Origin of the sequence: Pseudomonas sp. NPDC087358 (assembly GCF_044900785.1) — a bacterium.
In the GTDB taxonomy this organism is placed as follows: Bacteria; Pseudomonadota; Gammaproteobacteria; order Pseudomonadales; family Pseudomonadaceae; genus Aquipseudomonas.
Genome location: NZ_JBJDOA010000002.1, coordinates 368,283 through 390,400, shown reverse-complemented (window position 1 = coordinate 390,400; position 22,118 = coordinate 368,283). Strand labels below are relative to the sequence as shown.

General features: G+C 60.2%; 15 protein-coding genes. 7 read left to right on the top strand and 8 right to left on the bottom strand.

The annotated features are described in order from the left end of the window. Positions 1–9 precede the first annotated feature (9 nt). Positions 10–1,647 (bottom strand): 5-guanidino-2-oxopentanoate decarboxylase, encoded by a 1,638-nt coding sequence (locus ACI2KS_RS05385; RefSeq protein WP_404617927.1) that lies wholly within the window; start codon positions 1,645–1,647, stop codon positions 10–12. 165 nt (positions 1,648–1,812) lie between these two features. Here ACI2KS_RS05385 and ACI2KS_RS05380 point away from each other — a divergent pair, with 165 nt between their 5' ends. Together ACI2KS_RS05380 and ACI2KS_RS05375 are read left to right on the top strand one after the other, a co-directional pair. Next, positions 1,813–2,703: a LysR substrate-binding domain-containing protein gene (locus ACI2KS_RS05380; RefSeq protein ID WP_404617925.1), complete on the top strand. Its 891-nt coding sequence runs from the start codon at positions 1,813–1,815 to the stop codon at positions 2,701–2,703. A gap of 493 nt (positions 2,704–3,196) precedes the next feature. Then, on the top strand, positions 3,197–4,702 hold the full coding sequence (locus ACI2KS_RS05375; RefSeq protein WP_404617923.1) for an MDR family MFS transporter: 1,506 nt from the start codon (positions 3,197–3,199) through the stop codon (positions 4,700–4,702). A 194-nt stretch (positions 4,703–4,896) separates the two neighbouring features. Here the strand turns inward: ACI2KS_RS05375 and ACI2KS_RS05370 are convergent, their stop codons facing one another. Together ACI2KS_RS05370 and ACI2KS_RS05365 are read right to left on the bottom strand one after the other, a co-directional pair. Further along, positions 4,897–5,760 (bottom strand): cache domain-containing protein, encoded by an 864-nt coding sequence (locus ACI2KS_RS05370; protein ID WP_404617921.1) that lies wholly within the window; start codon positions 5,758–5,760, stop codon positions 4,897–4,899. A gap of 297 nt (positions 5,761–6,057) precedes the next feature. Further along, positions 6,058–6,720, bottom strand: coding sequence for a TetR family transcriptional regulator (locus ACI2KS_RS05365; protein WP_404617919.1), 663 nt, complete (start codon positions 6,718–6,720; stop codon positions 6,058–6,060). 251 nt (positions 6,721–6,971) lie between these two features. Between ACI2KS_RS05365 and ACI2KS_RS05360 the strand changes: the two genes are divergently transcribed. Genes ACI2KS_RS05360 through ACI2KS_RS05350 form a run of 3 tightly spaced genes read left to right on the top strand, consistent with a single transcriptional unit; the run spans position 6,972 to position 12,733 of the window. Continuing rightward, on the top strand, positions 6,972–8,132 hold the full coding sequence (locus ACI2KS_RS05360) for an efflux RND transporter periplasmic adaptor subunit (protein WP_404617918.1): 1,161 nt from the start codon (positions 6,972–6,974) through the stop codon (positions 8,130–8,132). A gap of 3 nt (positions 8,133–8,135) precedes the next feature. Further along, the gene (locus ACI2KS_RS05355; RefSeq protein WP_404617916.1) at positions 8,136–11,270 is read left to right on the top strand and encodes an efflux RND transporter permease subunit; all 3,135 of its coding nucleotides are present in this window, start codon (positions 8,136–8,138) and stop codon (positions 11,268–11,270) included. Next, on the top strand, positions 11,267–12,733 hold the full coding sequence (locus ACI2KS_RS05350) for an AdeC/AdeK/OprM family multidrug efflux complex outer membrane factor (RefSeq protein ID WP_404617914.1): 1,467 nt from the start codon (positions 11,267–11,269) through the stop codon (positions 12,731–12,733). The genes ACI2KS_RS05355 and ACI2KS_RS05350 overlap by 4 nt, the downstream gene beginning before the upstream one ends. 197 nt (positions 12,734–12,930) lie before the next feature. Here the strand turns inward: ACI2KS_RS05350 and pcaD are convergent, their stop codons facing one another. The 4 genes from pcaD to pcaR form a co-directional block, all read right to left on the bottom strand. Next, positions 12,931–13,719 (bottom strand): 3-oxoadipate enol-lactonase, encoded by a 789-nt coding sequence (gene pcaD, locus ACI2KS_RS05345; RefSeq protein WP_404617912.1) that lies wholly within the window; start codon positions 13,717–13,719, stop codon positions 12,931–12,933. 85 nt (positions 13,720–13,804) lie between these two features. Next, entirely contained in the window at positions 13,805–15,094 is a 1,290-nt protein-coding gene (locus ACI2KS_RS05340) for an MFS family transporter (protein ID WP_404617910.1), read from the bottom strand. 189 nt (positions 15,095–15,283) lie between these two features. Beyond that, on the bottom strand, positions 15,284–16,486 hold the full coding sequence (pcaF, locus tag ACI2KS_RS05335) for a 3-oxoadipyl-CoA thiolase (protein WP_404617908.1): 1,203 nt from the start codon (positions 16,484–16,486) through the stop codon (positions 15,284–15,286). A gap of 328 nt (positions 16,487–16,814) precedes the next feature. Then, positions 16,815–17,657 carry a pca regulon transcriptional regulator PcaR gene (gene pcaR, locus ACI2KS_RS05330; RefSeq protein WP_404617906.1) on the bottom strand — a complete coding sequence of 281 codons (843 nt, stop codon included), beginning with the start codon at positions 17,655–17,657 and terminating at the stop codon, positions 16,815–16,817. A gap of 823 nt (positions 17,658–18,480) precedes the next feature. Between pcaR and ACI2KS_RS05325 the strand changes: the two genes are divergently transcribed. Continuing rightward, positions 18,481–18,678, top strand: coding sequence for a hypothetical protein (locus ACI2KS_RS05325; RefSeq protein WP_404617904.1), 198 nt, complete (start codon positions 18,481–18,483; stop codon positions 18,676–18,678). Positions 18,679–18,915: 237 nt separating this feature from the next. Continuing rightward, complete coding sequence (locus ACI2KS_RS05320; RefSeq protein WP_404617902.1) at positions 18,916–20,388, top strand: inorganic phosphate transporter; 1,473 nt, start codon at positions 18,916–18,918, stop codon at positions 20,386–20,388. 137 nt (positions 20,389–20,525) lie between these two features. On the opposite strand, the gene ACI2KS_RS05315 is transcribed toward ACI2KS_RS05320, so the two are convergent. After that, entirely contained in the window at positions 20,526–22,010 is a 1,485-nt protein-coding gene (locus tag ACI2KS_RS05315; protein WP_404617900.1) for a helicase HerA-like domain-containing protein, read from the bottom strand. Positions 22,011–22,118 lie beyond the last annotated feature (108 nt).

Genomic DNA, 22,118 nt, shown 5'->3' with positions numbered 1-22,118 from the left:
ATGTCTCACTCACGATGCTTTCAACCCTTGCATCCAGCTGCGCTGGTCAATTTCGATAACCGTTGGCCCCTGGCGGTCACTCGCCGCATGCAATGCCGCCTTGAGCGCTTCGACCCCGCAGACGGCCTCGGCCGCACAACCCAGCGCCTTGGCGACGCCAATGAAGTCGGGGGTGTAGATATCCACGCCGACCGGCTCGATGGCGCGGTTGACCATGTATTTCTTGATCTCTTCGTAGCCCTGGTTATTCCAGAGCAGAACGATAATCGGCGTGCGCGCCTCAACGGCGCTGGCCAGCTCCGGCAGGGTGAATTGCAGCCCGCCGTCGCCAATCAGGCAGGCCACCGGATTGCGCTCACCGGCATCCTGACTGCCGAGCCAGGCGCCAACCGCTGCGGGCAAGGCGTAACCGAGGGTGCCGTAGCCAGTGGAGGAATTGAACCAGCGGCGCGGTTTATCCAGGTCCAGCGTCAGGTTGCCGGTGTAGACCGGTTGCGTGGAATCGCCGACCAGGACCACGTTCGGCAACACCTGCAGGACGGTTTTGAGGAACAGCGTCTGACCGCGAGTGGCTTCATCCCACGAGGCATCGAGCGTGGTTTTCAGCGCAGCGGCGCGCCTGTGGCCCCAGTCGGCTTGACGTTCAGCAAGGCGTTCATCAGCCAACGCCGCGACCAACGCCTGAGCGGCAGTCTGTGCATCGGACACCAGCGCCACCTTGGGCGCAAAGTTGCGTACCGTCTGATCCGCGTCGATGTCGATGCGCAGCAAGGTGCCGGGAATCCTGAAGCGGCCCTGGAAGGTGATGTCGTAATCGGTCTCGGCCAGTTCGGTGCCAATCGCCAGCACCACATCGGCGCCCTCGATGATCTCGCGGGTGGGGTCCAGCGATTGTGTCGAGCCGATCAACAGCGGATGCGCAGACGGCAGCATGCCCTTGGCGTTGATGGTCAAGGCAACCGGCGCATCGAGCTTTTCAGCCAGTTGGGTCAGGGCGGCAGCCGCATCGATGGCGCCACCGCCGGCCAGGATCAAAGGTCGTCTGGCATTGGCCAACAGGCTTGCCATTTGCTTGATCGCCGCAGGCGCGGGACCGGCGCGGGTGATGGACACCGGTTGGCTGTCGAGCAAGGCATCGGCATTTTCCACCAGCACGTCCAGCGGAATTTCGATGTGCACCGGGCGCGGACGAGCGGCCTGAAACAGGGCAAAAGCGCGCGCCAGCACCGACGGCAGCTCGGCGGCGGACATCAGGGTATGTGAGAACGCCGCAACACCGGCGACCAGCGCGCTTTGCGAAGGCAACTCATGCAACTTGCCACGCCCGCCGCCCAGTTGACTGCGCGATTGCACACTGGAAATCACCAGCATCGGGATCGAGTCGGCGTAAGCCTGGCCCATGGCCGTGGTGATGTTGGTCATGCCCGGGCCAGTGATGATGAAGCACACTCCCGGCTTGCCGCTGGTGCGCGCATAACCGTCGGCCATGAAGCCAGCACCTTGCTCGTGGCGCGGGGTGACGTGATTGATCGAGGAGCCGGCCAGCCCGCGATACAGCTCCACGGTATGCACGCCGGGGATACCGAACACCTGCTCGACCCCGTACCCTTCGAGTAACTTGACCAATACTTCGCCGCACGTCGCCATTTTTTCTGGACCTTTATTCGTTCTGAAAGACCGTATTCCGAAGCTGCCCGCAGGGTCGATGCCCAAGGCAGCAGATGTAGGCCAATTGGAACCGTGCGGGCATATCGGTGACAACGCAAAAAATGTCATGCTTAGGCATGTTCTCCACTCATGCCTGCGCAACCGATGAAACGTCTGCCTCCTCTTCCCGCCCTGCATACCTTTCTGATCACGGCCCAGTGCTGCAACTTCACGCGGGCCGCAGAGCTGCTGCACATCACCCAGGGCGCAGTGAGTCGGCAGATCTCGGGGCTGGAGAGTCATCTGGGTTACAGCCTGTTCCAACGCCAGGCGCGGGGCCTGAGCCTGACTGCTCAAGGCCGGGAGTTGTTTCCGCGGATCCAGCAGGTGTTCGCCTTGATCGACGAGGCGGTGGATCAGGTCGGGGTCAAACGCGAAGCGCTGCAACTCAAGGCGCCCACCTGCATGATGCGCTGGCTGTTGCCGCGCCTGCTGCAATGGCAGAAGGAACGCCCGGACGTACCGGTGGAGCTGACGACCACGGTTCAGCATGCGGTGGATTTTCGCCGCGAGGAGTTTGACGCGGCGGTGGTGTATGGCGCCCGTCCTGACGGATCGATGCAGGTTCACCACATCTTCGACGAACAACTGACCCCGGTCTGTTCACAGTCATTGCTCGATGGCCCTGCCCCCTTGACCCGGCTGGCCGATCTTGAGCAGCACATGCTGTTGCATCCGACCCGCGACCAGCGTGATTGGGAACAATGGCTCAAGGCGGCGGGCACGACCCTGAGCAATATCGGCAAGGGGCAGCATTTCGACACGCTGGACCTGGCGATGACGGTTGCATCGCAGGGCTCGGGCGTAGCCATCGGGGACTGGGCCTTGATAGGAGAGGATCTGGGAGCCGGACGGCTGGTGACGCCATTCGATCTGAAGGTCAGAACCGGCGCAGCCTATTATTTCGTTTACCCCAATCGTGCCGGCTCGTCACCGCAGTTGCAGGAACTGCTGGACTGGCTGCTCGCGCAGGCGGCGCAACGTGCAGAACATTGAGCGGGGTTGTCATGATGCTTGTCCTCCAAGTTTTTCGGGGCGCGGCGCTGAGTCAATGAAACTTCAAGCCACCTGCCACCGATAAAAACTTTCAATCCCCCTCGCTCCACCGCTGAGGGCAAATACGGCCTACACTCGATCTATCCATCCGAAAAATAATTTTAACCGGATCGAGGCACATGTCATGAGAACCACAATAAAAAGACAATGCTTATACGTGGTGGCTGTTGCAGCGGTGCTCAGCCTCTACGCGGCAGGCGCTTACCGAATCGAGCAATTGCGCCAACAGCCACGCATGGCGGTGGTCTGCACCTTTGGCCATTGCGTACCGTCAGACGCCAGCTTCAGCGCCTTACGCTGACCTTCCTGCCAGGCTCGAAGGCCTGAGTGAATCGATAAAGGCAGCTATCGATTAGCAAGCTAACGGACTAGACTGAGCACATTTCCCGCAGAGGTTTTCGGCGGGTCAACCTGCCAGTTCGAGTCCTCGTTCGTGACCAGCCTCAATCAAACCCGCCCGGACATCAGCAGCATTCTCTTCGCCCTGATGATGGCCGTCTTCCTCAGCGCACTGGACCAGACCATCGTCGCGGTCTCGATGCCCGCCATCTCCGCTCAATTTCAGGATTTCGACCTGCTGGCCTGGGTGATCTCGGCCTATATGGTTGCCCTGACTGTCGCCGTGCCGATCTACGGCAAACTCGGTGACCTCTACGGCCGGCGGCGTCTGATGCTCATCGGGCTGGGCACGTTCACCGTCGCCTCGCTGTTTTGCGCCATGGCGCAAAGCATGGAGCAACTGGTACTGGCCCGCGTGCTGCAAGGGATCGGCGCAGGCGGCATGGTTTCGGTCAGTCAGGCGATCATCGGCGATATCGTGCCGCCCCGCGAGCGCGGTCGCTATCAAGGCTATTTCAGCGGCATGTACGCCGCAGCCAGCGTTGCAGGCCCGGTGCTGGGCGGCTTCATGACCGAGTATCTGTCATGGCGCTGGGTGTTCATCATTAACCTGCCGCTGGGCTTGCTGGCATGGTGGGTCGCGCGCAAGACGCTCACCGGTCTGCCGATTCCGCAGCGCAAGCCAGTGATCGATTATCTGGGCACCATACTGATGATCATCGGCCTCACCGCACTGCTGTTGGGTATTACCGAAATCGGTCAGGGGCACAGCTGGCGTGATGACCAGGTGCTGACTCAATTGGGCGTGGCACTGTTGGCCTTGGTGATCTTTGTGCTGTACGAGCGTCGCACCCGCGAGCCACTGCTGCCGATGCACCTGTTCGCCAACCGCAGTGCGGTGTTGTGCTGGTGCACGATCTTCTTTACCGGCTTCCAGGCCATCTCGCTGATCGTGCTGCTGCCACTGCGCTTTCAGACCGTGACAGGTGGCGGCGCGGACAGCGCGGCCCTGCATCTGATGCCACTGGCGATCGGCATGCCCATGGGCGCCTACTTCGGCGGGCGGCGCACCTCGCTCACTGGTCGGTACAAGCCGATCATTCTCACCGGCGCGCTGCTGATGCCATTGGCCATTCTGGGCATCGCCTTCACCCCTCCTCAGTCCGTCATCCTGACCGGCCTGTTCATGGTGCTCACCGGAATCGCCAGTGGCTTGCAATTCCCGACCTCACTGGTCGGCACGCAAAACTCGGTGGACATGAAAGACATGGGCGTTGCCACCAGCACCACGAATCTGTTTCGCTCGTTGGGCGGCGCGGTGGGTGTGGCCAGCATGTCCGCATTGCTGCTGGCGATGCTGGCCGGTTCCGGTCTCGGCGCGTCGGCAGGCAGCCCGCTCGGGGAAGCCAGCTCGGGCAATCTGTTGATGGACAGCCTGCATGCAGTCAGCGGGCCGGCCTTGGAGTTGTTGCGCGGGCAACTGTCGATCACCTTCGAGCACCTGCTGATCGGCAGTGCGGCGGTTTCCCTGCTCGGTCTGGCGGCAGCCCTGGCGATGCCCAACCACCTGCTGCGCGGGCGCGACGACAGGGATCGCTGAGCTTACGGGCATCGAACGCACTTCATGTAGGAGCGTGGCGTGTCCCGCGAGCTACCGGGCACCGGTCGCAGAAACCTGCGCCCTGGTAAAGCCAGAGACAACCGGGTCGCGTGATTTTATGACGACTGCGTCGCCGATCGCGGGACAAGCCACGCTCCTTCAGGTTATCCGCGACCGCCCGTTCAGGCCTCCACTCACCCGTTGTAATACCCCACCGCGACCAGAAAATCGCCGACCTTGCGCATGTACGCATGCTTGTGTTCGATCTTGCCGGTGACCGGATTGCGCCAGCGGTATTCGTACTCGCCTTCTGGCTGTTTCTTGATCATCTCCAGCATCGGGATGCCCACAGGCTTGCCCTCCGGGTCCTTGATCTTGCTGAAGTCAGTGTTGACCAGGCGCAGGTTGGTGCCGTGGGCGACGTAACGCTTGGTGCCGACATCCACCACGAAGACATACAGGTCGTCCTGCAAAAAACCGCCCTTGAGGTTGTTGATCGACTCGAGCGTGCCGTCCTGATCCTGTTCCAGCGCTTTGGATGCCTTGTCGAGCAAGGCTCTGGCCTGCTCCGGTGAAGCGCGTGGCAGGTAGTAACCCACCGCAAGAATGCGATCACCAATGCGCTGGAAATACACGTGCTTGCGCTCAACCTTACCGTCGCGCCAGTTTTGCCAGCGGTACTCCGCCTGCTGGATGCCAGCGCTTTCCGGCGTTTTCAGCACATCCTTGAACGCCTTCTGCAGGTCAGGGTCAAGGACCGACGACACATCCCGACCGATAAGCACCACTGACGGCCCGCCGCTGGCCAGCATTACGCCATTGGTGTCGGTGACGAAGACATAACGCTCACCATCGACGAACTCGCCCTGACGACTGAATTCGGCCAACGCCTTGTCCCCCACTTGCTGGTAATGGGCAACGGCCTTGGTCAGCAGGCTCTTGGCGGCTGCCGACTCCTGAGCCTCGTCGCCGGCGGCCCATGCCTGGCAGGCCCACAGACAGACACATCCAGCGAACACCAGTTTCTTCCACGCTGCAGACTGAAAAACGACAGACATCACGCTTACCCCCGCTCTTGTTGGTTTGCAAGCAAGCGTAGACGGCGGATGCCAATCGGAACGTATTCAGTGGCGGTATCATCATCGGCGCGCTGTCGGGGCACGACTCGCCGATAACGACGGGAGGCAGGCTGAGGCTGTCGGCAGGCTGAATGCGCTGGATGAAATCGGGTAAAGGACAGGTAAACCACCTGTTCAACCGGATTGAACAGCTGTATAGATGCAGGCTAAGCGCCACACGGTTATAGTCGACCGGGCGTACGGCCGCACGGCGTGGCTTGCAGGCTTTCGTCGCCCTTAGTACGAACCCGTCGCCCGCTCCGCCGGCGTATCGCGCAAGGCAGGGCTGAAACGGAGCATGTCCAGACCGATGTCGACCAGGCGTTCGGCGTCCTGAAACAGCCCGAAGCTGTCGGGCACCAATAACCACTGGCCTAGAATGCCGTGGATATAAGCATGCAAACAGATGGCTGCCCGTTGCGGGTTCAAGTCGACGGGTAATTGCCCCTGGCGTGCGGCGTTGCTCAAGGCCAGCGCAATGCGCTCGTTGGCATCGAGCCAGACGAATTGACGCTGGCGCCGCATGTCGCACATTTCATCGGTGAATTCGAATTTATGAAAAAGAATTTCATTGATGCGGCGGGTTTTTGGATCCATGGCAACTTGTTGAAACAAATGAACCAGAAGCTTTCGCGTCCATCCCAGCGGATCGACTTCGTCCGCACTCTCGCTGGCCCGGGCCATTTCTTCCATTGGCTCATGCAGGCTGTCGAGCATCGCCTGCACCAGATCGGCCTTGTTGCTGAAGTGCCAGTAAATGGCGCCGCGCGTAACGCCCGCCAGCGTCGCGATGTCTGCAAGGGTCGTACGCGCGACGCCACGCTCGTAGAAAGCCTGTTCGGCAGCTTCCAGAATCTGCCTGCGAGTTTCCTGAGCTTCTTCTTTCGTGCGTCGGACCATGGCAGTAAAACCTCAATAAAAATGCATCAGGCTCTCTGGTCGAGTGGCCTGAACAGCATGCCGGACGGCCTTTGTAATGCCTTGTCCCGGACCTACAATCGATGCCCTCGCTGCGTTTGTATGTCGCAGTCGTGGGTGTTTACAAACAACCGTGAACGTAAGTATATTCATTAGCTTGCTACTTATCCAGCCGGAAAGCTTTCTACACCCTTTCACTTTCATGAGCGAAGGCTCTTGACCCGAGGATCTTCATGCAATTCAAGCCAGCTGTTACCGTACTGGTCACTGCCGTCGCCCTGGCATCGCTGCTCAGCGGATGCAGTAAAAAGGAAGAAGCGGCCGCTGCACCACCGCCCCCTCAGGTCGGCGTCGTCACTCTGAAAACCCAGGCCTACACCCTGACCTCCGAACTGCCGGGCCGCACCACTGCGTTCCGGATCGCCGAAGTGCGCCCACAGGTCAATGGCATCATCCTCAAGCGTCTGTTCACCGAAGGCGCCGACGTCAAGGCCGGCCAGCAGTTGTATCAGATCGATCCGTCGATCTATCAGGCGACCCTGGACAGCGCCAAGGCGACCTTCCAGTCGGCTAACTCGCTGGCCGGTCGCTATAAGCAGCTGATCAACGAGCAGGCCGTCAGCCGCCAGGAGTACGACACCGCCGTCGGTTCAGCCCGCGAAGCCCAGGCCGCCGTGCAGACCGCCGAGATCAACGTGCGCTACACCAAGGTCTATGCACCGATCTCCGGTCGCATTGGCCGCTCTTCGGTCACCGAAGGCGCATTGGTCAGCAGCGCGCAGGCAGACGCCATGGCGACGATCCAGCAACTCGATCCGATCTATGTCGACGTCACTCAGTCGTCCGCCGACATGCTCAAACTGCGCCGCGAGCTGGAAAGCGGTCAGTTGCAGAAGGCCGGCGACAACGCCGCCAAGGTCAAGCTGGTACTTGAAGACGGCAGCGTCTACCCGGTAGAGGGCAAGCTGGAGTTCTCCGAGGTTTCGGTCGATCAGACCACCGGCTCCGTTACCCTGCGTGCGATGTTCCAGAACCCTGACCACACCCTGCTGCCGGGCATGTTCGTCCATGCGCGCCTGCAATCAGGTGTCGCGGCCAATGCGATCCTGGTGCCGCAACAGGGCATCACCCGCGACCTCAAAGGCACGCCGACGGCGCTGATCGTCAATCAGGACAACAAAGTCGAAACCCGTACCCTGGTCGCCAACCGCACCATCGGTAGCGACTGGCTGGTCGAGAAAGGCCTGAACGCCGGCGATCGCGTCATCACCGAAGGTCTGCAGTACGTCAAACCCGGCGCCGAGGTGAAGGCCACCGAAGCGACGAACGTCAAGGCAGCTAACCCGGCCCCTGCCCCGGCAACTGATAAAGCCGCAGGCAGTAAAGGGGAGTAATTCATGTCGAAATTTTTTATCGACCGGCCTATTTTCGCGTGGGTAATTGCCCTCGTGATCATGCTGGTGGGGACGCTCTCGATCCTCAAACTGCCGATCAACCAGTACCCGGCCATCGCACCACCGGCCATCGCGATCCAGGTCACCTACCCGGGCGCGAACGCGCAGACCGTGCAGGACACCGTGGTCCAGGTGATCGAGCAACAGCTCAACGGTATCGACAACCTGCGTTATGTCGCCTCGGAAAGTAACTCCGACGGCAGCATGACCATCACCGCGACGTTCAACCAGGGGACCAACCCGGACATCGCTCAGGTTCAGGTGCAGAACAAGCTGAACCTGGCGACCCCGCTGCTGCCGCAAGAAGTACAGCAGCAGGGTATCCGCGTGACCAAGGCGGTGAAGAACTTCCTGATGGTGGTCGGCCTGGTGTCCGAAGATGGCAGCATGGGCAAGGAAGACTTGTCCAACTACATCGTGTCGAACATGCAGGATCCGATCTCCCGTACCTCCGGTGTGGGTGACTTCCAGGTGTTCGGCGCCCAGTACGCGATGCGTATCTGGCTCGATCCGGCCAAGCTGAACAACTTCCAGCTGACGCCGGTCGACGTCAAAGCCGCTATCACCGCCCAGAACGTGCAGGTGTCCTCCGGCCAGATCGGCGGTCTGCCTGCGCTCAAGGGCCAGCAACTGAACGCCACCATCATTGGCAAGACCCGCCTGCAGACCGCCGAACAGTTCGGCAACATTCTGCTCAAGGTCAAGCAGGACGGCTCCCAGGTGCGCCTGAGGGACGTGGCACGGGTTGGCCTGGGTGGTGAAAACTACAGCATCGACGCTCAGTTCAACGGCAAACCGGCTTCGGGTCTGGCGATCAAGCTGGCCACCGGCGCCAACGCGCTGGACACCGCCAAGGCGATTCGCACCACCATTTCTCAGCTGGAGCCGTTTTTCCCGCCTGGCATGAAAGTGGTCTATCCGTACGACACGACGCCAGTCGTCCAGGAGTCGATCTCCGGGGTTGTTCACACCCTGGGTGAAGCGATCGTACTGGTGTTCCTGGTGATGTACCTGTTCCTGCAGAACTTCCGCGCAACCATCATCACCACGATGACGGTCCCGGTGGTATTGCTGGGCACCTTCGGCATCCTCGCCGCTGCCGGTTTCACCATCAACACCCTGACCATGTTCGGCATGATCCTGGCCATTGGTCTGTTGGTGGACGACGCCATCGTTGTGGTGGAGAACGTCGAACGGGTAATGGCCGAAGACAAGCTCTCGCCCCGGGAAGCGACCATCAAGTCGATGGAGCAGATCCAGGGTGCACTGGTCGGTATCGCACTGGTGCTGTCGGCGGTGCTCCTGCCAATGGCCTTCTTCGGCGGCTCGACCGGTGTGATCTACCGCCAGTTCTCGATCACCATTGTTTCGGCGATGGCGCTGTCGGTACTGGTCGCCCTGATCTTCACCCCGGCCCTGTGCTCGACACTGCTCAAGCCCATCGACCACGAAAAGCACGGGCAACCGAAGCGTGGCTTCTTTGGCTGGTTCAACCGCACCTTCGACCGCAGCGTAGTCAGCTACGAGCGTGGCGTCGGTCACATGATCAAGCACAAGATCCCGGCTTATCTGGTCTATCTGCTGATCATCTGCGGCACCGTCTGGATGTTCACCCGGATCCCGAGCGCATTCCTGCCCGAAGAAGACCAGGGCGTGATTTTCGCTCAGGTCCAGACCCCACCCGGCTCCTCGGCAGAGCGCACCCAGGTGGTGATCGACAACATGCGCAAATACCTGCTGGAGCAGGAATCCGGCGCGGTGAACTCGGTATTCACGGTCAACGGCTTCAACTTCGCCGGTCGTGGGCAGAGTTCCGGCCTTGCGTTCATCATGCTCAAGCCGTGGGAAGCCCGCGACTCGTCCAACAGCGTGTTTGAACTGGCCAAACGCGCCCAACAACACTTCTTTGGCTTCCGCGACGCGATGACCTTCGCTGTGGTACCGCCTGCGGTACTGGAACTGGGTAACGCCACCGGTTTCGACGTCTACCTGCAGGATCAGGGTGGCGTGGGTCATGCCAAGCTGATGGAAGCGCGTAACCAGCTGCTCGGCATGGCTGCGCAGAGCAAGGTGCTGGCGGGCGTTCGTCCCAACGGCCTGAGCGATGAGCCGCAGTATCAGCTGGTGATCGATGACGAACGGGCCCAGGCACTGGGTGTCAGTCTGTCGGACATCAACACCACGCTGTCGATTGCCATGGGCGGTAACTACATCAACGACTTCATCGACCGCGGTCGGGTCAAGAAGGTTTACGTGCAGGGTGAGCCTGGCGCACGAATGAAGCCTGAAGACCTGAAGAAGTGGTACGTGCGCAACAGCTCCGGAGAGATGGTGCCTTTCGCCTCGTTTGCCAGCGGCGAGTGGGTATTCGGATCGCCCAAACTGTCGCGTTACAACGGCGTTCCAGCCGAAGAAGTACTGGGTACGCCAGCCCCGGGCTACAGTACCGGCCAGGCCATGGCCGAAGTCGAGCAACTGGCGAAGAAACTGCCAGCAGGTGTCGGTATTTCGTGGACCGGTCTGTCCTACGAGGAACGTCTGTCAGGATCCCAGGCGCCGGCGCTGTACGCGCTGTCGATTCTGGTGGTCTTCCTGTGTCTGGCGGCCCTGTATGAAAGCTGGTCGATTCCGATCGCGGTCATCCTGGTCATCCCGTTGGGTGTCATCGGAGCGTTGATGGCGACCAGCCTGCGCGGCCTGTCCAACGATGTATTCTTCCAGGTGGGCTTGCTGGTGACGGTGGGTCTGGCGGCGAAGAACGCCATTCTGATCGTCGAGTTCGCCAAGGAACTGCATGAGCAGGGCAAAGGACTGGTCGAGGCGACCATCGAAGCCTGCCGGATGCGTTTGCGACCGATCGTCATGACCTCCATGGCATTCATCCTGGGTGTGGTCCCTCTGGCCATCTCCTCGGGTGCCGGTGCGGGCAGTCAACATTCGATTGGTACGGGCGTAATCGGCGGTATGATTACCGCCGTTATCCTGGCGATCTTCTGGGTACCGCTGTTCTTTGTGTCGGTATCCGCGCTGTTCAAGAGCAAACAGAAACACATCCCACACGATGAGGCTGGCCAATGAGCAAGTCCCTGATCTCTCTGGCAGTTACCGCGATTGTTCTCAGCGGCTGCTCGTTGATCCCCGATTACAAGCAGCCCGCAGCACCGGTGGCCGCTCAGTACCCGCAAGGCCCGGCGTATTCGCCGGCCGACGCGCCCAACCAGGCAGCGGTCGAACAAGGCTGGCGTCAGTTTTTCCGTGACCCGGCCCTGCAGCAGTTGATCCAGACTGCGTTGGTGAACAACCGCGACCTGCGTGTCGCGGCGCTGAACATCGACGCCTACCGGGCTCAATACCGCATCCAGCGGGCTGACCTGTTCCCGGCCGTTGCCGCCGAGGCTTCCGGTGTTCGTCAACGGGTGCCGGGCGACCTGTCGCAAACCGGTCAGGCGGGTATCACCAGCCAGTACTCGGTGGGGCTTGGCATCAGCGCTTACGAGCTGGATCTGTTCGGCCGCGTGCGCAGCCTGAGCGAGCAGGCGCTTGAGACCTACTTCGCCGGTGAGGAAGCGCGTCGCACCACGCAGATCAGTCTGGTAGCCAACGTCGCCAACGCTTACCTGACCCGGCAGGCGGACAAGGAACTGCTGAAGGTGACCCAGGACACCCTCGGCGCTTTCGAAGAGAGCCTGCGTCTGACTGCGCGTAGCAACGAAGTCGGTGTCGCTTCGGCGCTGGATCTTGCGCAGTCGCGGACCTCGGTGGAAAACGCCCGGGTCAAGCTGGCCCAGTACCAGCGCCTGGTGGCGCAGGACGAGAACAACCTGGTGCTGTTGTTGGGCACCGGCGTGCCAGCCAATCTGCCCGCGTCTCCACCATTGAGTGCTGACATGCTCAATGAAATGCCGGCAGGCCTGCCTTCGGAATTGCTGCAACGTCGTCCGGATATCCTCCAGGCCGAGCACAACCTCAAGGCAGCCAACGCCAACATCGGTGCCGCACGCGCGGCGTTCTTCCCGAGCATCAGCCTGACGGCCAATGCCGGCACGGCCAGTGGCGATTTGAGCGGTCTGTTCAAGGGCGGTTCGGGTACCTGGTTGTTCCAGCCGCAGATCAATCTGCCGATCTTCAACGCCGGTAGCCTGCGCGCCAGCCTGGACTACTCCAAGATCCAGAAGGATATTGGCGTGGCCAACTATGAGAAGGCGATCCAGACCGCGTTCCAGGAAGTCTCCGATGGCCTGGCTGCGCGCAAGACCTTTACCGATCAGCTCAAGGCGCAAAACGACTTCGTCGCAGCCAACCAGGACTACTACCGTCTGGCCGAGCGTCGCTATCGTATCGGGATCGACAGCAACCTGACCTTCCTCGACGCCCAGCGTCAGTTGTTCAACGCGCAGCAATCGTTGATCACCGATCGTCTCTCGCAACTGAGCAGCGAGGTCAACCTGTACCGCGCCCTCGGCGGCGGCTGGTACGAACAGACCCAGAACGGTGAGAAAAAACCGACCTCGGGTGATGTGCCGGCAATGCGGATGTTCTGATTTAACGTTTGAAGAAAAAACCCACCGACTGGTGGGTTTTTTTATGGGTAGGCACAACCCGGAAGCCGCAAAACGTGTGGGAGCCGGCTTGCTGGCGAATGCGCAATGTCAGACAACACATCGATGGCTGACACACCACGTTCGCCAGCGAGCCGGCTCCTACAGGGGTGCGGGGGTGTATTCCGAATCCTAACAACTCAGCTCAACAAAAATTCCGTCACACGCAGCGCAAACGTCTCACCCAACTCGACACTGGAAAGGTGCGCCGCATAGTAATCGGACAGCTGCGAGCCATGGATATGGTTCTGCAAATAGTGCCCATCGGCAATCGTGGTGACCGAGTCATGGCTGGCGCAGATGATCAGCGTATCCACTGTGATCGAGCCCACCTGCTTGAGAAAATCAGCATCGCGCACAGCCGCACAGCACGCTGCGTAGCCAAGGGGCGACGTGGCGGCCAGCACATCGGTGACCGGCGTGACCTTGTCGGCATGATCCTTGGCAAATTCCGGCGTGAACCAACGTCCTACAGCACCGGCACCCAGATCTTTCATCGCCTGCTCACCTCCCTTCTCGACCATGTCGATCCGTGGCCCCCACATCTCAGGGCCACCGATCTTCGCGGCGGTGTTGCACAGGATCAACTTGTGCAGACGGTCGTTGGCGTGAATGCCCAGCCACTGGCCGATCAAACCGCCCATGGACAAACCACAGAAATGCGCTTGCTTGATATTCAGCGCGTCGAGCAACGCCAGCACATCGCGCCCCAACTGCTCGATGGTGTACGGGCCCTGGGTCACCAGGGATCTGCCGTGACCACGGGTGTCATAGCGCACGACCCGGAACGACTTGCTGAAGGCGGCGATTTGCGCATCCCACATATGCAGATCGGTACCCAGCGAATTGGAAAGCACCAGCACCGGCGCGCCGGCAGGGCCGTCGATCTGGTAATGCATTTCACCCTCTTGAAGTTGTACGAATGCCATAGCAGCTCCTTTGTCGAGCACTTGCGTGAAAGTCATTCAAGCGTGTGGATGACGCGCGCCCTGTCACAGGCGCACGCGTGATGGATCAGTGATCTTCGTGCAGATACACCGGTTTTTTCGGCAACCGCAGGCTGAACAGGAAGGCGATCGCCATCATGCCCGTCACGTACCAATAGAAGATGTTTTCCGAGCCCATGTTTTTGAAGCTCAGAGCGACGAATTCGGCCGAGCCACCGAAGATCGCATTGGCCACGGCGTATGCCAGGCCAACCCCCAGCGCGCGAACATGCACCGGGAACATTTCGGCTTTCACCAGACCGCTGATCGAGGTGTAGAAGCTGACGATGGCCAGCGCCAGCGTGATCAGGACGAACGCCATGACCGGGCTGGTGGTGGTCTTGAGGGTCATCAGCAACGGTACGGTACAAAGGGTACCCAAAGCACCGAACCACAGCATCGAAGCGCGGCGACCGATCTTGTCCGCCAGGGCGCCGAACACCGGCTGCATACACATATAGAGGAACAAGGCGCCGGTCATGATGTAACTGGCGGTCTTGGGGTCCATGTGCACGGTATTGACCAGGTACTTCTGCATGTACGTGGTAAAGGTGTAGAAAATCAGCGACCCGCCGGCGGTATAACCCAGCACGGTAATGAACGCAGCCTTGTGGTCACGGAACAGCGCGGTGATGCTGCCAGCGTCCTTGTCCTGGCGTACATCCGCGGTGGTGGTTTCCTTCAGCGAGCGACGCAGCAGCAGGGAAATCACCGCCGCGATGGCGCCGACCACAAACGGGATCCGCCAGCCGTAGGCCTTGAGCTCATCGGCACTGAGAAACTGCTGCAGGATGACCACGGTCAACACTGCTAGCAACTGGCCACCAATGAGTGTCACGTACTGGAACGATGCGAAGAACCCACGCTGCCCCCGCAACGCGACTTCGCTCATGTAGGTAGCCGTGGTGCCGTACTCGCCACCGACCGACAACCCTTGGAACAGCCGTGCGATCAGCAGCAGAAACGGCGCCCAGGCACCGATCGAGGCATAGGTCGGCAGACAGGCGATGACCAGAGAGCCTGCGCACATCATCAGGACCGAGATCATCATCGAATTCTTGCGGCCATGCTTGTCGGCCACTCGCCCGAACAGCCAGCCACCGATAGGACGCATCAGAAAGCCTGCGGCAAACACCCCGGCGGTGTTGAGCAACTGCACGGTCGGGTCGTCGGACGGGAAGAAAGCCGGTGCGAAGTAGATCGCGCAGAAGGCATAGACATAGAAGTCGAACCATTCCACGAGGTTGCCGGAAGAGGCACCTACAATCGCAAATATCCGCTTGCTCCTTTCTTCTCCGGTGTAGTGAGTCGTTGTCATTATTTTTCCCCAGTTTTTATAAAGACCAGCCATATCGGACAAAGTCCTCGGGCTAGTCTACGACATAGTCTGCAACACTAAGACTTAAGCAGTAACACTTCGACATCACAAGGACAACCGCCCGAGCCATCAGGTCGCCCGTTCAACAAGGCAATCGATGACTCGGGTGAAGGCCTGGCAGCGCGTCGTTTATCGTTCTATTGCCAGGGCCAGGCCCTGCCCTACGCCGACGCACATGGTCGCCAGTCCCTTGCTGGCGCCGGTTTTTTCCAGTTGATGCAACGCCGTGAGCACCAGGCGCGCGCCGCTCATGCCCAACGGATGACCGAGGGAGATGGCGCCGCCATTGGGATTGACCTTGGGCGAGTCGTCAGCGATACCCAGCTCACGCATGACTGCCAGACCCTGGCTGGCGAAGGCCTCGTTGAGTTCGATGACATCGAAATCCGCGACGGTCAGGCCCAGACGCTTGACCAGCTTGCGCACCGCCGGGACCGGACCGATGCCCATGACCCGCGGTTCGACACCGGCACTGGCCATGCCGAGCACACGAGCACGCGGGGTCAGACCGTGTTTCTTGACCGCTTCGGCCGAGGCCAGGATCAGCGCCACAGCGCCGTCGTTCAGGCCAGCAGCGTTGCCGGCGGTCACCGTATTGCCCGGACCGTTGACCGGCTTGAGCTTTGCCAGGCCCTCAAGACTGGTGTCGGCCCGCGGGTGCTCGTCCTGGTCGACGATGGTCTCGCCCTTCTTGTGGGCGATACGCACTGGCACGATCTCCTCTGCGAAAAAGCCGCGAGCCTGGGCCGCGGCGGTGCGCTGCTGACTGCGCAGGGCAAACGCATCCTGGTCTTGCCGGGTAACCTTGAAGTCTTCGGCAACGTTGTCACCGGTCTGCGGCATGGTTTCGACGCCATAGCGCTCTTTCATCTGCGGGTTGACGAAGCGCCAGCCCAATGTGGTGTCTTCAAGTTTCTGAGCCCGAGCAAAAGCCGTGTCCGCCTTGCCCATCACGAACGGTGCCCGCGACATGGACTCGACGCCGCCGGCAATGACCAACTCCATCTCGCCGCAGGCAATGGCACGGAAGGCACTGCCTACAGCGTCCAGGCCAGAAGCGCACAGACGATTGAGCGTCACGCCCGGCACGCTGTGAGGCAGGCCCGCCAAGAGCGCTGCCATGCGCGCGACGTTGCGGTTGTCCTCGCCTGCCTGGTTGGCGCAACCGAGGAACACTTCGTCAACCTCGTTCCAGTCCACTGACGGGTTGCGCTCCATCAGCGCCTTGATCGGCAGAGCCGCCAGATCATCCGCGCGAACGGTGGCCAACGCGCCACCGAAACGGCCGATCGGGGTACGGATTGCATCGCAGATAAACACGTCACGCATCATGCTTCTCCTGGTGGGGCCGTGAGCTGCTGCGCCAGGCGCTGTCAGGTCAGGCAAAGCAGTCATTTCAAAATGGGCAGGCCGCGCGCAGACACAATGTCGTAGGCAAGACGCACTGACCGGCCGGTGGCGGCGACTCCCTGTTCGTGGGCAACGCCTCAATGCAGGGTGCTGAGGTTATGCCTGAGCGTCAGGCGCGACAATCCGATAATCGACTCTGTGTTCGATAACCGAACACAGAGTGATCGACAACGTGATTACGAAGGCATGCGCATCATGTCACGGTCATCCGGTCGCACCGCACAGGCCAATACCGCCCATGCCACCTTGCTCATGTGAATAACTGAGTGCTCAGATCGCGGCTGGCATCGAGCATGATCGGCAGAAATTTCTGCTCGAGTTCATTGCGCGCCACACGCCCGGCGCTGGTGCTGACATTGAGCGCCGCCAACACTTGGCCCGATGCATCATAGACCGGCACCGCGATGGAGCGCAGGCCCTGCTCCAGCTCCTGATCGACGATGCACCAGCCCTGCTGACGAACCTGCTGCAGGCATTCGAGCAAGGCCTCTGCAGTACGCAACGTGCGGCTGGTTTTTGGCTGCAGGTCGACATGCTCCAGGTATTCGTGCAGCGACACATCATCCAGCGCGGCCAACAGGATTCGGCCCATGGACGTGCAATAGGCCGGCAAACGCCCGCCCACCGCAAGGTCCACCGAAATCAGCCGCTGGGTGGTGGCCGATCGCGCTATATAAAGGATGTCGTCGCCCTCGAGCGTGGCCATGTTGCAGGCCTCATGCAGTTGATCGCTCATCCGATCCAGATACGGCTGCGAAGAAACCGCCAGCGGGGTCGACGACAGATAGGCGTGACCCAACGTCAGCACCTTGGGCAGTAACGAATAAGTACGGCCGTCGGTTGTCGCGTAGCCCAGCTTGATCAGCGTGTGCAGACAACGCCTTACCGCCGCGCGAGGAATCTCGGTGCGATGGCTGATCTGGGCGATGGTCAGATGCCGCTTGCGCTCCTGAAAGGCCTGAATGACCGCCAATCCGCGCGCCAGCGAGGTCATGAAATCCGGATCTCCGGTCAGGGCCTGAATCCGCTTGGCTGGCGATGCGACGATGGGCGGGGCCAGCGAAGCGAAGGAATTACGCAGTTGGTCGTTCATGTCGATACCGTTCGTCGCGGCCACAGAGGCCTTGTATAACGCCACTCTCATCTCTTTTTCGAGCTGCGGCAAGGGTAATTTGGGCGATTATCGAACCACTGGGCGATAATCGCAATTGACCGGTGACGCAGTTGCTTATACCTTTCACACGCCACCATGTGGCTTCTTGGAAATACTGGTCAGGTACCCACTGAGAAGTCCCAGGCACGGCCTTGCTACCCGCAAGGCCGTTTTTGTCTCAGCTTCTCCCCGCCGCTCTCTGTAAGAATCCGGATACATTCCCGCGCAAATCCTCAAGCCCCTCTTGAAGGAATTACGTCGTCAGAATTTTGTCCATGGATTAATCCTGTTTGAATAACAACGTTCTGTCGCACATTGACCGGCATCAACTTCGGAACCTTCGTACATAAAAACAGTATTTATCCTCGATTAATGAATAGAGACCCCACTACAGTTGACTCTTTGGACCTTCTTGGAGATAGTACTCGGCAATTGACGTGCTTTAACGCTACGGCGTAGATGACACCACCGCCCAATCTGGCGTGGATCCAATCTACCCGCCGCTTGCACTACCCCAGTGCATTGCGCAGCGATAAACGGGCCATAAGCCCGGTCGATCAGCCACTATCCTGGCAAATGAAACACGAATGTAGCTACGACAGTTTTTGTCGTTCTGGTGCGCGTAGCCGCATGTGACAGAAGTGTTTAACACTTTCGCCGAAACTCATCGCGAACGTTTAATCCAGCAGCCGGTCGATGGCTGCCGAGACTTCCAGCCACGGCGTTATCACCAGAATCAAACTCTACTCAGTCAGGTAATAACGTGACCAAAGATGAACTGCGCGCAGAACTAGAGCGCCAGGAACAACGTTACAAGGAAGTCTACGGCGGCGAGATAACCACCTACGCCGCTCAACCCGAACCTGAGCGCAAGCCTTGGCGCAAACGCGCGAGCTTGCTCGACCAGGCGTTCAAGCAAGAGCTTGAGAAGATGGAAAGCGAGCTCAAAGAAGAGCCCTGAACCCCGGGTGGGTAAAAAGACCAGCCGTGGGATGATGCTCAGAAGCCTGGTTGATTTCGTTCAATTTCAGCTAAGGTTGAAGCGTGCACGTTTGCATTTTTGCTTCCTGACAGGAAGTCAACGGGGTCACTGAAGAGAAATTTCGTTGCAGGTTGCTACCAATTGGCGGCTTGCCTATCGATTAGTTTTTTTTCTGTCATAATCCCGCCCCCTTAATACCGGGTCAGAAAACCTTCCATGATCGATTTATTCAGCGGACTGGATGCTTGGGTGATTGTGAGCCTGCTGCTCGCCCTGGCTTTTGTCCTCACCTTCGAGTTCATCAACGGCTTTCATGACACCGCCAATGCGGTGGCGACAGTCATTTACACCAAAGCCATGCCGCCGCATCTGGCCGTATTCTTTTCGGGTGTGTTCAACTTTCTCGGAGTGCTGTTGGGCGGCGTCGGCGTCGCTTATGCCATCGTCCACTTGCTGCCGGTCGAGTTGCTGATCAATGTCAACACCGGTCATGGTCTGGCCATGGTGTTCTCGCTGCTGGCCGCCGCGATCACCTGGAACCTGGGGACCTGGTACTTCGGCATTCCCGCGTCCAGTTCACACACCCTGATCGGCTCGATCCTGGGCGTGGGCCTTGCCAACGCGCTGATCAACCATATTCCGCTGGCCGATGGCGTCAACTGGCAGAAGGCAATCGATATCGGTGCCTCGCTGGTGTTCTCACCATTGCTGGGTTTCGTCGTCGCGGCACTGGTGCTGTTGGGCCTGAAGGCCTGGCGTCCGTTGTCGAAGATGCACAAGACACCTGAGCAGCGCCGCAAGCTCGACGACAAAAAGCACCCGCCGTTCTGGAATCGCCTGGTGTTGGTGATCTCGGCCATGGCCGTCAGTTTCGTGCACGGCTCCAACGATGGTCAGAAAGGCATTGGCCTGATCATGCTGGTGCTGATCGGTATCGTACCGGCGCAGTTCGTCCTGGACCTGAGTACCACCACCTACCAGATCGAACGCACCCGCGACGCGACATTGCACCTGAGCCAGTTCTACCAGCGCAACAACGCAACCCTGGGTGAATTCCTGGCCCTTGGCAAATCCACGACGGGCGACCTGCCCGAGCGATTCAGCTGCAACCCTGAGCAGACCGAACCGACCATCGATGCATTGCTCAACAACCTCAAAGGCGTGACCGACTACCACAGTCTCGCCCCCGAGCATCGCATTGAAGTTCGTCGCTACCTGTTGTGTCTGGATGACACCGCTCGCAAGGTCGGCAAACTGCCGACGCTGGATGCGCGCGAAAAATCCGACCTGGAGAAACTGCGCAAGGATTTGACCACCACCACCGAATACGCACCGTTCTGGGTGATCTTCGCTGTCGCCCTGGCGCTGGGTGTCGGCACCATGGTGGGTTGGAAACGGGTAGTGCTGACCATCGGCGAGAAGATCGGCAAGCAGGGCATGACCTATGCACAGGGCATGTCGGCGCAGATCACCACAGCCAGCGCCATCGCCCTGGCCAACGTGTTCAGCCTGCCGGTCTCGACCACGCACATCCTGTCGTCCGGCGTCGCCGGGACCATGGTCGCCAACAAGAGCGGTCTGCAAGGCGGCACCGTGCGTAACATTCTGTTGGCCTGGGTGTTGACCCTGCCCGCCACCGTCGCTCTGTCGGCGGGTTTATTCTGGCTGGCGTCCAAGGCCCTGGCCTGATTCAACTGGCCGCGTGATCTGAAAATGCCCATTCAATGAATGGGCATTTTTTTAATTCAGGCATCACCTCCAGCGGCTGCGCACGCCAACTTGACGCTCGCAGGATCACCGCCAACAAGCCGTTTCGTTGAACGCACTCAACGGCGCTTCTTGCTCCCGCCCAGCAAGGACCCCATCAAGCCTCGCACCAGCTCCCGTCCGATCTGATTGGCGGCCTGACGCATGGCACTTTTGACTGCCTGCCCGGCCAATCCCCCGAGAAAGCCTCCCGCCATATCGGCGAACCCGCCTTCGGCTTTGGCCTCGGGCGGCTGTTCAGGCTGGGTCGGCGCGCCCTTGCGTGCCAGCAGCATTTCATAGGCGGATTCACGGTCGACGGGTTTGTCGTAACGCCCGGCCAGCGGAGATTGAGCGATCAGCGCCCGGCGCTCGGCGTCGGTCAACGGGCCTATTCGTGATTGCGGGGGTGCGACCAGGACCCGCTGCACCCTCTCCGGCGTGCCTTTGTCCTGCAACGTTCCCACCAGCGCTTCGCCGATGCCCAGCTCGGTCAGCACTGACAGCGCATCGAATTCGGGATTGGGCCTGAACCCCTCCGCCACAGCCCTCAAGGACTTTTGCTCCTTGCTGGTGAAAGCCCGCAGGCCGTGCTGAATACGTAATCCCAGCTGCGCCAGAATGTTGTCTGGCAGATCGCCCGGCGACTGGGTGACGAAATAGACGCCAACGCCCTTGGAGCGGATCAATCGAACCACCTGTTCGAGGCGGTCCTGCAACGCTTTGGGGGTGTCGGCGAAGAGCAAATGCGCCTCGTCGAAAAACAGCGCCAGCAGTGGTTTGTCGGCGTCGCCACGCTCGGGCAGTTGCTCGAACAACTCGGCCAGCAGCCACAACAGAAAGGTCGCGTAGACCTTTGGCGCCTCATGCACCAGGCGACTGGCATCGAGCAGGTGGATCCGCCCTCGCCCATCACTGGCCGGTTGTAGAATGTCTTCCAGTTGCAACGCCGGCTCGCCGAAGAGTGCTTCGGCGCCCTGCTGCTCCAGTACCGCGAGACGCCGCAAGAGCGCCTGGCTTGAGCCGGTCGTCATCAGCGCGCTGTCCTCGCCGAGCACCTGCGGATTTTCACGCAGATGATTGAGCAGCGCCTTGAGATCCTTGATGTCCAGCAGCAGCAAACCGTCCCGGTCGGCCACCTTGAAAGCCGCGTAAAGCGCAGACTGCTGGCTGTCGGTCAGCTCCAGCAAACTGCCGAGCAGCAACGGGCCCATTTCCGACAGGGTCGTACGCAACGGATGGCCGGACTGACCATGCACATCCCACAACGTGACCGGATAGGCCTGCGGGGTGTGGTTCAGCCAGGGCATACCGGCAATTCGCTCGGCGACCTTGCCCTGAGGATTGCCTGCCGCACCCAGCCCGCACAGATCACCCTTGATGTCCGCGGCGAATACCGCCACCCCGGCGTCACTGAACGCCTCCGCCAGGCGCTGCAGAGTCACGGTTTTACCGGTGCCCGTCGCACCTGCTATCAGCCCGTGGCGATTGGCAAGACGCAGCGCCTGCCCCACGGGCTCACCGTCAATGCGCGCACCGATCAATAGTTGTTGAGAATCCGGCATATCTTCTCCTGCAAGTTGCATTGGTTGCCTTGCAAATAACCAGGCGCCAGCGTCATCGATGCACACACCCCCGACAGCGCCGTGCACAGCTGACACCTTCACTCTAGT

Excerpts from the sequence above, each read along its gene's own strand:
- ACI2KS_RS05385 (WP_404617927.1), bottom strand. The coding sequence starts at position 1,647 with ATGGCGACGTGCGGCGAAGTATTGGTCAAGTTACTCGAAGGGTACGGG.
- ACI2KS_RS05380 (WP_404617925.1), top strand. The coding sequence starts at position 1,813 with ATGAAACGTCTGCCTCCTCTTCCCGCCCTGCATACCTTTCTGATCACG.
- ACI2KS_RS05370 (WP_404617921.1), bottom strand. The coding sequence starts at position 5,760 with ATGTCTGTCGTTTTTCAGTCTGCAGCGTGGAAGAAACTGGTGTTCGCT.
- ACI2KS_RS05365 (WP_404617919.1), bottom strand. The coding sequence starts at position 6,720 with ATGGTCCGACGCACGAAAGAAGAAGCTCAGGAAACTCGCAGGCAGATT.
- ACI2KS_RS05360 (WP_404617918.1), top strand. The coding sequence starts at position 6,972 with ATGCAATTCAAGCCAGCTGTTACCGTACTGGTCACTGCCGTCGCCCTG.
- ACI2KS_RS05355 (WP_404617916.1), top strand. The coding sequence starts at position 8,136 with ATGTCGAAATTTTTTATCGACCGGCCTATTTTCGCGTGGGTAATTGCC.
- ACI2KS_RS05350 (WP_404617914.1), top strand. The coding sequence starts at position 11,267 with ATGAGCAAGTCCCTGATCTCTCTGGCAGTTACCGCGATTGTTCTCAGC.
- pcaD (WP_404617912.1), bottom strand. The coding sequence starts at position 13,719 with ATGGCATTCGTACAACTTCAAGAGGGTGAAATGCATTACCAGATCGAC.
- ACI2KS_RS05340 (WP_404617910.1), bottom strand. The coding sequence starts at position 15,094 with ATGACAACGACTCACTACACCGGAGAAGAAAGGAGCAAGCGGATATTT.
- pcaF (WP_404617908.1), bottom strand. The coding sequence starts at position 16,486 with ATGATGCGTGACGTGTTTATCTGCGATGCAATCCGTACCCCGATCGGC.
- pcaR (WP_404617906.1), bottom strand. The coding sequence starts at position 17,657 with ATGAACGACCAACTGCGTAATTCCTTCGCTTCGCTGGCCCCGCCCATC.
- ACI2KS_RS05320 (WP_404617902.1), top strand. The coding sequence starts at position 18,916 with ATGATCGATTTATTCAGCGGACTGGATGCTTGGGTGATTGTGAGCCTG.
- ACI2KS_RS05315 (WP_404617900.1), bottom strand. The coding sequence starts at position 22,010 with ATGCCGGATTCTCAACAACTATTGATCGGTGCGCGCATTGACGGTGAG.